Annotated in this window: 12 protein-coding genes and 1 riboswitch; of the genes, 6 read left to right on the top strand and 6 right to left on the bottom strand. The window is 67.9% G+C overall.

Annotation, left to right across the window (positions count from 1 at the left end; all coding sequences use genetic code 11):
• Positions 1-75 precede the first annotated feature (75 nt).
• The 3 genes from KCI33_RS00695 (at position 76) to KCI33_RS00685 (ending at position 2,907) form a co-directional block, all read left to right on the top strand.
• Complete coding sequence (locus KCI33_RS00695; RefSeq protein WP_212522821.1) at positions 76-1,548, top strand: AMP nucleosidase; 1,473 nt, start codon at positions 76-78, stop codon at positions 1,546-1,548.
• Positions 1,549-1,679: 131 nt separating this feature from the next.
• Entirely contained in the window at positions 1,680-1,967 is a 288-nt protein-coding gene (locus KCI33_RS00690) for an HU family DNA-binding protein (protein WP_212522820.1), read from the top strand.
• Positions 1,968-2,040: 73 nt separating this feature from the next.
• The gene (locus tag KCI33_RS00685) at positions 2,041-2,907 is read left to right on the top strand and encodes a DMT family transporter (RefSeq protein ID WP_212522819.1); all 867 of its coding nucleotides are present in this window, start codon (positions 2,041-2,043) and stop codon (positions 2,905-2,907) included.
• 78 nt (positions 2,908-2,985) lie between these two features.
• Here KCI33_RS00685 and aroC read toward each other — a convergent pair whose 3' ends face one another.
• From aroC to sulP, 3 genes are all read right to left on the bottom strand, one after another.
• Positions 2,986-4,086, bottom strand: coding sequence for a chorismate synthase (gene aroC / locus KCI33_RS00680; protein WP_212522818.1), 1,101 nt, complete (start codon positions 4,084-4,086; stop codon positions 2,986-2,988).
• 121 nt (positions 4,087-4,207) lie between these two features.
• Positions 4,208-4,657: a c-type cytochrome gene (locus tag KCI33_RS00675; RefSeq protein ID WP_212522817.1), complete on the bottom strand. Its 450-nt coding sequence runs from the start codon at positions 4,655-4,657 to the stop codon at positions 4,208-4,210.
• A 123-nt stretch (positions 4,658-4,780) separates the two neighbouring features.
• Positions 4,781-6,532, bottom strand: a complete 1,752-nt coding sequence (gene sulP / locus KCI33_RS00670) for a sulfate permease (RefSeq protein WP_212522816.1) — start codon at positions 6,530-6,532, stop codon at positions 4,781-4,783.
• A gap of 121 nt (positions 6,533-6,653) precedes the next feature.
• A riboswitch (TPP riboswitch) is annotated at positions 6,654-6,753 on the top strand.
• A gap of 57 nt (positions 6,754-6,810) precedes the next feature.
• Here sulP and thiB point away from each other — a divergent pair.
• Genes thiB through thiQ form a run of 3 tightly spaced genes read left to right on the top strand, consistent with a single transcriptional unit; the run spans position 6,811 to position 10,032 of the window.
• Positions 6,811-7,803, top strand: a complete 993-nt coding sequence (gene thiB / locus KCI33_RS00665) for a thiamine ABC transporter substrate binding subunit (RefSeq protein WP_212522815.1) — start codon at positions 6,811-6,813, stop codon at positions 7,801-7,803.
• On the top strand, positions 7,779-9,353 hold the full coding sequence (locus KCI33_RS00660; protein ID WP_212522814.1) for a thiamine/thiamine pyrophosphate ABC transporter permease ThiP: 1,575 nt from the start codon (positions 7,779-7,781) through the stop codon (positions 9,351-9,353). The genes thiB and KCI33_RS00660 overlap by 25 nt, the downstream gene beginning before the upstream one ends.
• Positions 9,340-10,032, top strand: coding sequence for a thiamine ABC transporter ATP-binding protein (gene thiQ, locus KCI33_RS00655; RefSeq protein WP_212522813.1), 693 nt, complete (start codon positions 9,340-9,342; stop codon positions 10,030-10,032). The genes KCI33_RS00660 and thiQ overlap by 14 nt, the downstream gene beginning before the upstream one ends.
• A 9-nt stretch (positions 10,033-10,041) precedes the next feature.
• On the opposite strand, the gene KCI33_RS00650 is transcribed toward thiQ, so the two are convergent.
• The 3 genes from KCI33_RS00650 to petB all read right to left on the bottom strand — a co-directional run bounded on the left by KCI33_RS00650 (position 10,042) and on the right by petB (position 13,298).
• Positions 10,042-10,977: a carbon-nitrogen hydrolase family protein gene (locus KCI33_RS00650; protein ID WP_212522812.1), complete on the bottom strand. Its 936-nt coding sequence runs from the start codon at positions 10,975-10,977 to the stop codon at positions 10,042-10,044.
• A gap of 174 nt (positions 10,978-11,151) precedes the next feature.
• Positions 11,152-11,943, bottom strand: coding sequence for a cytochrome c1 (locus tag KCI33_RS00645; protein WP_212522811.1), 792 nt, complete (start codon positions 11,941-11,943; stop codon positions 11,152-11,154).
• Between the two features lie 17 nt (positions 11,944-11,960).
• Entirely contained in the window at positions 11,961-13,298 is a 1,338-nt protein-coding gene (gene petB, locus KCI33_RS00640) for a cytochrome b (RefSeq protein WP_212522810.1), read from the bottom strand.
• Between the last annotated feature and the right edge of the window lie 5 nt (positions 13,299-13,303).

Genomic DNA, 13,303 nt, shown 5'->3' with positions numbered 1-13,303 from the left:
CCTGCCGCGCCGGGGCTTGATCCGCGCCGCGCGATGGTCACACTTGCTGGCAAGCCGCCGCAAAGGACGCCCGCCATGCCGGAACTTCCGATCGAGACACCGCCCCCCGTGGCCGCCGAGCATTTCACCGATGCCGCGGCTGCGGTGGACCGGCTGATCGCGCTCTACGCGGAGGCGACCGGCTTCCTGCGCGCGCAGTTCGCGGCGATGCTGGCCGGCGCCGCGCCCGGCGCGCGGTTCCGCGCCTTCTACCCCGAGATCCGGGTGACCACGACCAGCTTCACCCAGGTGGACAGCAGGTTGAGCTTCGGCCATGTGGCCGAGCCCGGCACCTATGCCACCACCGTCACGCGCCCCGATCTGTTCCGCAGCTACCTGACCCAGCAGATCGGACTGATCATCGAGAACCACGGCGTGCCCGTCACGATCGGGCCCTCGCAGACCCCGATCCCGGTGCATTTCGCGGTGGCCGGCGACGACACCATCGCGGTGCCGCATGAGGGCGTGCTGCAATTCCCGCTGCGCGACATCTTCGACGTGCCGAACCTGTCCACCACCCATGACGACATCGTCAACGGCTACGGCTTCCGTTTCGCCGACGGCGCGGGGGCGCTGGCGCCCTTCACCGCGCAGCGCGTCGATTACTCGCTGGCGCGGCTGCAGCATTACACCGCGACCGCGGCCGAGCATTTCCAGAACTTTGTGCTGTTCACCAACTACCAATTCTATGTCGAGGAATTCGAGGCCTTCGCCCGCGCCGCCCTGCGCGACCCCGACAGCGGCTATGACAGCCTCGTCGGCCCCGGCAATGTCGAGATTGCCGACGCGGAGGCGCCGATGCCCGCGCCCGCCAAGCTGCCGCAGATGCCGACCTTCCACCTCAAGCGCGCCGGCGGCGCGGGGATCACGCTGGTCAATATCGGGGTGGGCCCGTCGAACGCGAAGACCGCGACCGACCATATCGCCGTGCTGCGTCCGCATGCCTGGCTGATGCTGGGCCATTGCGCGGGGCTCAGGAACTCGCAGTCGCTGGGCGATTTCGTGCTGGCGCATGGCTATCTGCGCGAGGATCATGTGCTCGATGACGACCTGCCGGTCTGGGTGCCGATCCCGGCGCTGGCCGAGATCCAGATCGCGCTGGAACAGGCGGTGGCGCAGGTGACGGCGCTGCAAGGCTACGACCTGAAACGGGTGATGCGGACCGGCACCGTCGCCACCATCGACAACCGCAACTGGGAGTTGCGCGACCAGTCCGGCCCGGTGCAGCGGCTGAGCCAGTCGCGCGCCATCGCACTGGACATGGAAAGCGCCACCATCGCGGCCAACGGATTCCGTTTCCGGGTGCCCTACGGCACGCTGCTGTGCGTCTCCGACAAGCCGCTGCATGGCGAGCTGAAACTGCCCGGCATGGCCTCGGATTTCTACAAGACGCAGGTCTCGCGCCACCTGCTGATCGGCATCCGTGCCCTGGAGAGCCTGCGCGAGATGCCGCTCGAACGCATCCACAGCCGCAAACTGCGCAGTTTCGAGGAGACGGCCTTCCTCTGAGCTGCGCAAAATCGCCACAAAATGCGTTAAAACGCTGGGTTTGCTTACACTAGCAGTTGTGCGGTATACCCAGATAACGCTAGATTACAGGGATCAGCCCCATAGAGAGGGCAGGAACGAGGAGAACATACATGGCGAAACCCATGACCAAGACGCAACTGGTTGCCGCTCTGGCCGAAGAGATGGGCGCGGACAAGAAAGCCGCATCCGCCGCGCTGGACGCCGTGACCAGCGTGATCACCCGCGAAGTGTCCGCCGGCGGTGCCGTGACCCTGCCGGGCGTCGGCAAGATCTACTGCCGCGAGCGCCCCGAGCGCATGGTGCGCAACCCCGCCACCGGCGAGCAGATCAAGAAAGAGGCCGACAAGGTGGTGAAGATGACCATCGCCAAGGCTCTGAAGGACAGCGTCAACGGCTGAGCCACCGGCCCTTGCGCCGACCGGACGATAAGATAGGGTCGCCGTCGGGCGGCCCTTTTCTTTGGATGGTGACATGGATCTTCGCGCGATCGGAATGGGGCTGGCTTTCGCCTTCATGTGGTCCTCGGCCTTCACCTCGGCCCGCATCATCGTGGCCGCCGCCCCGCCGCTGACGGCGCTGTCGCTGCGCTTCCTGATCTCGGGGCTGATCGGCGTGGCGATCGCCCGCGCCCTGGGGCAGAGCTGGCGGCTGACCCGCGGGCAATGGCGCGCCACGGTGCTCTTCGGCATTTGCCAGAACGCGCTCTACCTCGGTCTCAATTTCGTCGCCATGCAGACGGTCGAGGCCTCGCTCGCCGCGATCATCGCCTCGACCATGCCGCTCCTGGTGGCGCTGGCGGGCTGGCTGGTGTTCCGCGACCATGTGCGCCCGCTGGGCATCGCGGGACTGCTGGCGGGGCTTGCGGGCGTGGCGCTGATCATGGGCAGCCGCATCGGCGGCGGGGTGGACCTGACCGGCGTGCTGCTTTGCGCGGCGGGCGTCCTGGCGCTGACCTTCGCCACGCTGTCGGTGCGCGAGGCCTCCTCGGGCGGCAACCTGCTGATGATCGTCGGCCTGCAGATGCTGGTGGGCAGCGCGATCCTGGCCGTGCCCGCCCTGGCGCTGGAGCCCTTCGACGTGGCCTGGAGCTGGCCGCTCGTCGCCGCCTTCGCCTACACGACGCTGGTGCCGGGGCTCGCGGCGACGCTGGTGTGGTTCATGCTGGTCAACCGCATCGGCGCGGTGCGCGCCGCCACCTTCCACTTCCTCAACCCGTTTCTCGGGGTGGCCATTGCCGCCGCGCTGCTGGGCGAGGCGCTGGGCGCGGTGGACATGATCGGCGTTGCGGTGATCATGGCGGGCATCCTGGCGGTGCAACTCGCCAAGCATCCCGGCTGAGGCGCCGCGTCCTTCTTCTTGGAAGAAATACTCCCGCCGGAGGCCTCCCGCCGCAGGCGGGAAATGCCCGCGCGCGGCTCAGCCGATCTTGCCGCGGTTCTCGCCCACCTGGCCGCGGTGCAGCAGCACATGATCGAGCAGGACGCAGGCCATCATCGCCTCGCCCACCGGCACGGCGCGGATGCCGACGCAAGGGTCATGGCGGCCCTTGGTCACGATCTCGGCGGGCTGTCCCGACCTCGTGATCGTGCGCCGCGGCGTCAGGATCGAGGATGTCGGCTTCACCGCGAAGCGCACCACCACCTCCTGTCCGGTGGAAATCCCGCCGAGGATGCCGCCGGCGTGGTTGGAGCTGAATTCCGGCCCCTCCGGCCCCATGAAGATCTCGTCGGCATTGGCCTCGCCGGTCAGGCTGGCGGCGGCCATGCCCTCGCCGATCTCCACGCCCTTCACGGCGTTGATGCTCATCATCGCCGCCGCCAGATCGGTGTCGAGCTTGCCGTAGATCGGCGCTCCCAGCCCCGCGGGCACGCCGCGCGCCACCACCTCGACCACCGCCCCGACCGAGCTTCCGGCCTTGCGCAGCCCGTCGAGATATTCCGCCCAGATCCCGGCCGCCTGCGCGTCGGGGGTCCAGAACGGGTTGCGGTCGATCTCGTCCCAGTCGAAGCGGCCGCGGTCGATGGCATGCTCGCCCATCCGCACCATGTAGCCCTTGATCTCGATCCCCGGTACCAGGCTTTCCAGCGCCGCGCGCGCGACACCGCCCGCCGCCACCCGCGCCGCCGTCTCGCGCGCCGAGGAGCGCCCGCCGCCGCGGTAGTCGCGGATGCCGTATTTCAGCCAATAGGTGATGTCGGCATGGCCGGGGCGGAATTTCTCGGCGATGTCGCCGTAATCCTTGGAGCGCTGGTCGGTGTTCTCGATCATCAGCTGGATCGGCGTGCCGGTCGACTGCCCCTCGAACACGCCGGACAGGATCTTCACCGCGTCGGGCTCGCGCCGCTGGGTGGTGTATTTGTTCTGCCCCGGCTTGCGCTTGTCCAGCCAGCGCTGGAGCATCGCCTCGTCCAGCGCGACGCCGGGCGGGCAGCCGTCCACGGTGGCGCCCAGCGCGGGGCCGTGGCTTTCGCCCCAGGTGGTGACGCGGAACAGGTGACCGAAGGTGTTCAGGCTCATGGGCGGGCTCCTTTGCGCCTTGGGATAGCCGTCCGGGCGGCCCGCGGCAAGACGGGCACGAAAAAGGGCCGCCGGAAAACGCTCCGGCGGCCCCTGAATTCGCGTCGCGTCGCGTCGCGGCTTACTGGGCCAGGCTGGCCAGGTAGGCGTAGAGGTCCTGCGCCTCTTCCTCCTTGCGGACCTTGAACGACATGGCGCTGCGCGCGCCGCTGTCGCCGAGTTCCTCGCTCAGGAAGCCCGAGGGGTCCTGGACGAATTCCGCGAAATTCTCAGCGGTCCAGACCAGGCCGGCCTCGCCCGCGGTCTGGAGCGCCTTGGAGTAGCGGAAGCCCTCCTCCGAGCCGGCGGCACGGCCGGCCACGCCATAAAGGTTCGGGCCGGTCTTTGCGCCGCGCCCGGCCAGGGTTTCGCCCGCATCGTTGATCACGCTGTGGCAGGCCACGCAGCGCTTGAACGTCTTTTCGCCCTTGGCGACGTCGCCCGCCTCGGACATCTCTCCGCCGCCGTGGCTGTCGGCGAACACCGGGGCAGCGGCCAGCAGGCCGGCGGCCAGTGCAAGATGGAACTTCATTGGTCTCTCCCTAGCTTGAATTCGGCTGGGCGGGACCATAGGGCGCTTCGGCACAAGGTCAAAGGGTTTCCCCCCGAACGCCCGGGCGCGACGCGATCGCGCGGCATTATGCCGCTGCGGCGCTCAGGCCGGCTTGCCCGCGCGATCGGCGCCGCCCGACAGGTCCCGGACCGCCTCGTATTGTGACAGGAACACCTTTCCGGTCAGCTCATGCAGGAAATGCGTGCGGCTGAGCTTGTCCATCACCGGCCCCTTCACCTCGGAAAGGTGCAGCTTCAGCCCCATGTCGCGGAAGCGGTGGTCGATCGCCTCCAGCGATTCCAGCGCCGAGGTGTCGATGTCGTTCACCGCCGAGCACATCAGGATCACATGCTTGAGATCCCGGTCGCGCACCACCCGGTCATAGAGGTAATCCTCCAGGTAGCGGGCGTTGGCGAAATAGAGGCTCTCGTCCACCCGGATGGTCAGGATCTCGGGATGGGTCTCGACCTTGTGGCGGTTGATGTTACGGAAATGCTCGGTCCCCGGCACCAGGCCCACCTCGGCGATATGCGGGCGCGAGCTGCGGAAGAGGTAGAGTCCGATCGACAGCGCCACGCCCGCCGACACGCCCAGCTCCACCCCGAAGCCCAGGGTCAGCAGGATGGTGGCGGCGACGGCGGCGAAATCGGCCTTGTTATAGGTCCAGGTGGTTTTCAGGATCGAGAAATCCACGAGGCTGAGCACCGCGACGATGATCGTGGCCGCCAGCGTCGCCTTGGGCAGGAAGAACAGCAGCGGCGTCAGCGCGAGCGCCGCCAACGCGATGCCGATGGCGGTGAAGGCGCCGGCGGCGGGCGTCTCGGCGCCGGCGTCGAAATTCACCACCGAGCGGGCGAAGCCCCCGGTAACCGGATAGCCGCCCGAGATCGAGGCCGCGATGTTGGAGGCGCCGAGGCCGATCAGCTCCTGGTCGGGGGTGATGCGCTGGCGCTTCTTCGCGGCCAGCGTCTGTGCCACCGACACCGATTCGACGAAGCCGATGATCGAGATCAGCCCCGCCGAGCCCAGCAGGCTGGACCATACATCCATGTCGAAATCCGGGATGGTCAGGGGCGGCAGGCCCTGCGGCACCTCGCCGACGATGGCCACGCCCTTGTCCGCCAGCCCCAGCGCCCAGGTGAAGAGGGTGGTCACCACCACGGCGGCCACCGGCCCGGCCTTGGCCAGGATGTCGGCAAGCCGTGGCTTGACGCCCTTTTTCAGCAGCAGCGGCTTCAGCCCCTTGCGCACCCAGAACAGGAACGCGGTGGCCGTGACGCCGATGAACAGCGTCCAGAAATTCACCTCGCCCAGATGGGCGAAGATCGAATGCAGCAGCTCCGTCAGGTTGTGGCCCGACGCCTTGATCCCCAGGATGTGCTTGAGCTGGCTGGTGGCGATGATGATGCCGGAGGCGGTGATGAAGCCCGCGATCACCGGATGCGACAGGAAATTCGCCAGAAAGCCCAGCCGGAACACCCCCATCACCAGCAGCACCAGGCCGGACAGGAAGGCCAGAACGATGGCCGCCGCCGCGTATTCCGCCGTGCCCTGGAGCGCCAGGTTGCCCACCGCCGCCGCCGTCATCAGCGAGACCACCGCCACCGGACCCACGGCCAGCGCCCGCGAGGTGCCGAAGACGGCGTAGGCCACCAGCGGCAGGATCGAGGCGTAGAGCCCCATCTCGGCCGGCAGCCCCGCCAGCAGCGCATAGGCCAGCGATTGCGGGATCAGCATGATCGTTACGATCACCGCCGCCACCACGTCGTTGGTCAGCGTGTCCTTGTTATAGCGGCTGCCCCAGTCGAGGATGGGCAGATAGCGGGCAAAGGGCTTGAGGGCAGTCAGGCGCATCAAAGGGGCCTTTCACATTCATGATTTCTGATGTGAATAGGGGCTTGGTGGCGTTTTCACAAGGGGGCGCGGCGGCAAATGCGCCATTCCCTTGCTCCGGCGTCGCCGCTGCACTAGGCTCCGGGGCACCTCGGGGTGCCCGCAAGGGCTGAGACGCGCCGCGCGAACCCGTTGAACCTGACCCGGTTAAGACCGGCGGAGGGAAGGTTGACGGACAGCCCCCGCGAGTGGACGGATCCCACGCCCTGACCCCGCCCGTCGTGTATGGAGGATGCCCCATGAAATATCCGATCATCGCTGCGGGAGCCTTGCTTGCCACTTCGGCGCTGGCCGAGACGCCCGTGCTCACCGTCTATACCTATGACAGTTTCATCTCCGACTGGGGGCCGGGCCCGCAGGTCGAAAAGGCCTTCGAGGAACGCTGCGGCTGCGACGTGAAATTCGTGGGCGCGGGCGACGGCGCGTCGCTACTGGGCCGGCTGCGGCTGGAGGGCGTGCGCACCGAGGCCGACGTGGTGCTGGGGCTCGACACCAACCTCACCGCGCTGGCCGCCGAGACCGGGCTGTTCGCGCTGCACGACCGCAACGAACTGAGTTTCGACATGCCGGTGGAATGGGAGGACCCGATGTTCCTGCCCTATGACTGGGGCTATTTCGCCTTCGTTTACGACAAGGCGAAGCTGCCCGAGCCGCCCACCAGTTTCGAGGCGCTGGCCGCCGCCCCCGACGACCTGAAGATCGTGATCGAGGACCCGCGTTCCTCGACGCCGGGGCTGGGGCTGCTGTTGTGGGTGAAGGCCGCCTATGGCGACCGCGCGCCGGAGATCTGGGAAGGTCTCGCGCCGCATGTGCTGACCGTGACCAAGGGCTGGTCCGAAGCCTATGGCATGTTCCTGGAGGGCGAGGCCGACATGGTGCTGTCCTACACCACCTCGCCCGCCTATCACCTGATCGCCGAGCAGGACGACAGCAAGGCCGCCGCCCCCTTCGACGAGGGGCACTACATGCAGATCGAGGTGGGGGGCGCCATCGCCTCCTCCGACGAGCTGGAGCTGGCGAAGGAGTTCCTCGATTTCATGGTCTCCGACGATTTCCAGTCGATCATCCCGACCACCAACTGGATGTATCCCGCGCGCACGCCCGCGGGCGGGCTGCCGGAGGGGTTCGAAACCCTGATTGCGCCCGAAAAGGCCCTGATCTATGCCGCGGGGGAGGCCGCGAAAATCAGACAGGAGGCGCTCGAGGAATGGCGCGCCGCGCTCAGCCAGTAAGCTCCGTGATCTGGGCCGGGGTGGCGGTGGCTGCCCTGGTCCTCGCGCTGACGCTGGGCACGCTGGCGGCGGTGTTCTGGCGGGCCGAGACGCTTTCGGCGCTGGGCCCGGCCGATTGGGCGGCGGTCCGGTTCACCGCGATGCAGGCCCTGCTGTCGGCGGCGCTGTCGGTGGCGCTGGCGGTGCCGGTCGCGCGCGCGCTGGCGCGGCGGCGGTTTCCGGGGCGGGGGCTGCTGATCACGCTGCTGGGCGCGCCCTTCATCCTGCCGGTGATCGTGGCGGTGCTGGGGCTGCTGGCCGTGTTCGGCCGCAGCGGGCTGGTCAGCGACGCGCTGGTCTGGGCCGGGTTCGATCCGCTGAACATCTACGGACTGACCGGCGTGGTTCTGGCGCATGTGTTCTTCAATCTGCCGCTGGCCACGAGGCTGATCCTTCAGGGCTGGCTGTCGATCCCGGCGGAGCGGTTCCGTCTCGCGGCCTCGCTGGGCTTCGCGCCCGGCGACATCGCGCGGGTGTTGGAGCGGCCGATGCTGCGCGCGGTGCTGCCCGGCGCCTTCGTGGTGATCTTCGTCATCTGCACCACCAGTTTCGCGGTGGCGCTGACGCTGGGCGGCGGGCCCCGGGCCACGACGGTGGAACTGGCGATCTACCAGGCCTTCCGCTTCGAGTTCGACCTGTCGCGCGCCGCGCTTCTGTCCACCGTGCAATTCGCCATGTCGGCGGTGGCGGCGGGGCTGGCGCTGTGGGTCGCGGTGCCGGCGATGACCGGCGCGGGGCTCGACCGGCTGGTCGAGCGCTGGGACGCGCGCGGTGCCGCGCTGAGGGCGCAGGACGCGCTGTGGCTGCTGGCGGTGGCGCTGTTCCTGCTGACGCCGCTGGGCATGGTGGTGCTGGGCGGGCTGCGCGGGCTGGCCGACCTGCCGGTGTCGGTGTTGCAGGCGGCGCTGCGCTCGGTGCTGGTGTCGCTGGGATCGGCCCTGCTGATGCTGTGCCTGGCACTGCCCATGGCGCTGGCGGTGGTGCGGCTGGGCCACGGGCTGGCCTCGAACCTGCTGGAGGGCGTGGGCGCGCTGGCCATCGCCGCCTCGTCGCTGGTGATCGGCACCGGGCTGTTCATCCTGATCTTTCCCATCGCCGACCCGCAGGCGCTGGCACTGCCGGTGACTGCGCTGGTCAACGCGGTGATGAGCCTGCCCTTCGCGCTTCGCGCCCTGATCCCGGCGCTGCGCGACATCGAGGGCGCCTATGGCCGGCTGGCCGATTCGCTGGACATGCGTGGCTGGGTGCGGGTGCGGCTGCTGCTGCTGCCCCGCCTGCGCCGGCCGCTGGGCTTCGCCCTGGGGCTGGCGGCGGCGCTGTCGATGGGGGATCTCGGCGTGATCGCGCTGTTTGCAGATCCGCAGGAGGCGACGCTGCCGCTGCAACTCTATCGCCTGATGTCGGCCTACCGGATGGAGCAGGCGGCCGGCGCCGCGCTTCTGCTGCTGGGGCTGAGCCTGGGCCTGTTCTGGCTGTTCGACCGAGGGGGACGCCTGCGTGCTGATACTTGAGAAACTGGTGATCGGGCACGAGGGCTTCGAACTGCGCGCCGATCTGTCCATCGCGCCGGGGGCGCGGGTGGCGGTGATCGGGCCCTCGGGAGCCGGGAAATCGACGCTGTTGGATGCGATCGCCGGCTTCCTGCCGCCGAAATCGGGGCGGGTGATCTTTCAGGGGAGGGACCTCGGCCCGCTGGCGCCGGGCGAGCGGCCGGTCTCGATGCTGTTTCAGGACAACAACCTGTTTCCGCACCTGAGCGCGGCGCAGAACGTGGCGCTGGGCCTGCGCCCCAACCTGCGGCTGTCCAAGGCTGAATGGCAGGCGGTCGAGGCCTGCCTCGATCATGTCGGGCTGGCGGGGTTCGGCGCGCGCAAGCCAGGCGCGCTGTCGGGCGGGCAGCGCAGCCGGGTGGCGCTGGCCCGCGTGTTGCTGCGCGACCGGCCCCTGATGCTGCTGGACGAGCCGTTCTCGGCGCTCGGCCCGGCCCTGAAGGCCGAGATGCTGGCGCTGGTGCGCGAACTGGCGGTCGAGACCGGGGCGACCCTGCTGATGGTCACCCACGACCCGGGCGACGCGGTGATGATCGGCGACCAGACCGTGCTGGTGGCCGAGGGGCAGGTGCACGCGCCGGTGGAGACGGGTGAGCTGTTCTCCGACCCGCCCGAGGCGCTGCGCGCTTATCTGGGCTGAGGCCGCCGCTTACTCGAAGGCCACGGGAACCTGTTTCCGCCGGTTCACGGTCAGGGTGAACACGTCGGGCCGGGCGTAATGGCCGGAGGCGTCGAACTTGCGCCGCGAAGCGGCGGCGGCGGCCACGTCGATCTCGGTCAGCAGCAGGCCCTTTTCCTTGTGCATGGGCCCCGCGGCCACGCCCCCGAAGGGCTTGTAGACCACCGCGTCGCCCGGGTTCACCCATTCCTCCGCGTCGGGGAAAAGCGCGTCCCGGAAGGGGATGGTGTCGGGAATGTCGGAGGCTTGGAGCGCGGTCGCGCAGCCGATCACCCAGCAGCCGCCCTCGCGCGCGATATGCTGCATCGTGGCCAGCCAGCTCGCGCCGCTGTCCCAGGTGGGCGCGACGTAGATGTCAATGTCCTGGGCGTAGAGGGCGTAACGCGCCAGAGGCATGTAGTTTTCCCAGCAGATGAGGGCGCCGACACGCCCGATGGCGGTGTCGACGACGTTCAGCCCGCTGCCGTCGCCGAAGCCCCAGACCATGCGCTCGGGATTGGTTGGCATCAGCTTGCGGTGCAGGTTCGCCACGCGCCCGTCGGCGTCGATGATGGCGCAGCTGTTGAACAGTGTGCTGCCGCTGACCATGCTGTCGCGTTCCTGAAAGCCGACCACCAGCACCATGTCATGCTCCCGCGCGGCCGCTTGCAGCGGTTCCAGACCGCCCTTGCCGACATCCACGGAATTGGCCTGCGACAGACGGTAAAGTTCGTCCGTCTTGCCCATGTCCGCGCCCGGCGTCAGCCGCCAGACGAAGGTCGGGTAGCCCGGCAGCCAGGTTTCGGGAAAGACCAAGAGCCGGGCGCCCTGCGCGGCGGCCTCGGCGATCAGGGCGATCGCGCGCTGCATGGATTTTTCGAGGTCGAGATAGACCGGGGGCTGTTGGACGACTGCGATCGTGGTCATCGGGTTCCCTTTCGCGCCGGCTGCCAATACCGAAACAGCCTAGCACGAAACCCGCCTCGCCGGGGCGGGGTTTTCGGGACTGGACGCGGCGGGGTCTCTGCACCCGCCGTGAGGTCAACGAAAAACGCGCCCCGAAGGGCGCGTTTTCATTTTCATTTTCGGATCCGGGACGGATCAGTCCTTGCGGGCACCGGCCTTGATCGGCTTCCACAGCTGCTTGTTGGTCAGATACAGCAGCACCGACAGCAGGGTGAGGAAGATCACGGCGGTGAAGCCGGCCTCCTTGCGCGCCATCATCTTGGGCTCGGCGGCCCACATCAGGAAGGCGGACACGTCCTCGGCCATGTGATGCACGTCGTTGGCGTGGCCATCGGCATACTCGACCTGCTCGTCCGACAGCGGGGGCGGCATGGCGATCCAGCCGCCGGGGAAGGCGGTGTTCTCGTAGAAGAGGCTGCCGGCCTCCTCCTTGGTCTCGCCGGTGTAGCCGGTCAGCACCGAAACGATGTATTCGGGGCCGCCGATGCCGTTGAAGAGCTGGCTCAGACCCGTGCCATAGGGGCCGTGGAAGCCCGCGCGGGCCTTGGCCATCATGCTCAGGTCCGGCGCCTTGGGGTCGTTGGAGCGCGGGAAGTGGTCGGTCGGCTTGGCCGGACGGGTGTCGTCCAGCTCGGCGTCGAACACCTCGTAGAACTCGGCGTAGGCGCGCATCTGGTCGTCGGGGAGGGCGGGGCCGCCCTCGTCCGCCAGGGTGCGGAACGCCACCTGCTTCATGCCGTGGCAGGCCGCGCAGACCTCGGTGTAGACCTGCAGGCCGCGCTGCAGCTGCATCTGGTCATACTTGCCGAACGGACCCTCGAACGAGAACTGGACGTCTTCGATGTGGCCTTCGCTGCCCGCGGCCAGTGCCGTGCCGGCCGACAGGGTCAGCGCGGCGACGGCCGAAAGGGTGAGCTTCTTAAGCATTGTCTCGTTCCTTTCTCTCATTCGGCGGGCGTCGGCTGGTTGGCCGCGCCGGATTTGCCGTAATGGGCGTTGAAGTCATCCTCGATGCTGTCCGGCGTCGCCAGCGGCTTCTCGATCACGCCCAGCAGGGGCAGCAGGATCAGGAAGTAGGCGAACCAGTAGGCCGAGCCGATCAGCGCAATCGTGGAATAGATGCCGCCGGCCGGCATCGCGCCCGCCCACATCAGCACCACGAAGTCGACGACCAGCAGCGCGAACCACCACTTGAACATCGGCCGGAAGCGGCCCGACCGCACCGACGACGTGTCGAGCCAGGGCGCCAGCGCCATCACCGCGATCGCGCCGAACATGGCCAGCACGCCGAAGAACTTGGCGTCGATGATGCCGAAGGAGATGAAGTTGGCGATCTGCACCACCCAGACATCCGCGGTGAAGGCCCGCAGGATGGCGTAGAAGGGCAGGAAGTACCATTCCGGCACGATATGCGCAGGCGTCGCCAGCGGGTTCGCCTCGATATAGTTGTCGGGATGGCCGAGGTAGTTGGGCATGAAGCCGACGATGGCGAAGAACACCACTAGGATCACGGCCAGCGCGAACAGGTCCTTGATCACGAAATAGGGCCAGAACGGCACGGTGTCCTTCTCGGCCTCGGCCTTGGAGCCGCGGCGGACCTCAACACCGGTGGGGTTGTTGTTGCCCGTGGTGTGGAAGGCCCAGATGTGAACGGCGGTCAGCGCCGCGATCACGAAGGGCAGCAGGTAGTGCAGCGAGAAGAAGCGGTTCAGCGTGGCGTTGTCCACGGCCGGCCCGCCCAAGAGCCAGGTCTGGATCGACTCGCCGATCAAGGGGATCGCGCCGAACAGGCCGGTGATCACCGTGGCGCCCCAGAACGACATCTGCCCCCAGGGCAGGACGTAGCCCATGAAGGCGGTGCCCATCATGCACAGGTAGATCAGCATGCCGATGATCCAGGTGATCTCGCGCGGGGCCTTGTAGGAGCCGTAGTAGAGGCCGCGGAAGATGTGCATGTAGACGGCGAGGAAGAACAGCGAGGCGCCGTTGGCGTGCAGGTAGCGCAGCATGTGGCCGGCGTTCACGTTGCGCATGATGTGCTCGACCGAGGCGAAGGCCAGGTCGACCTGCGGCGTGTAGTGCATGGCCAGCACGATGCCGGTAACGATTTGCAGGCCCAGGCAGAAGGCCAGGACGATGCCCCAGATCCACATCCAGTTCAGGTTCTTGGGGGTGGGGATCATGATCGTGTCATAGATCAGGCCAACGATCGGAAGGCGGCGGTGCAGCCATTTCTCGGCGCCGGTCGTCGGTTCATAATGGTCGTGCGGAATTCCAGACATCGGTC

Source organism: Actibacterium sp. MT2.3-13A (assembly GCF_018139985.1).
Classification (GTDB): Bacteria; Pseudomonadota; Alphaproteobacteria; order Rhodobacterales; family Rhodobacteraceae; genus JAGSOU01.
This window is presented reverse-complemented; position numbering and strand designations above follow the sequence as displayed.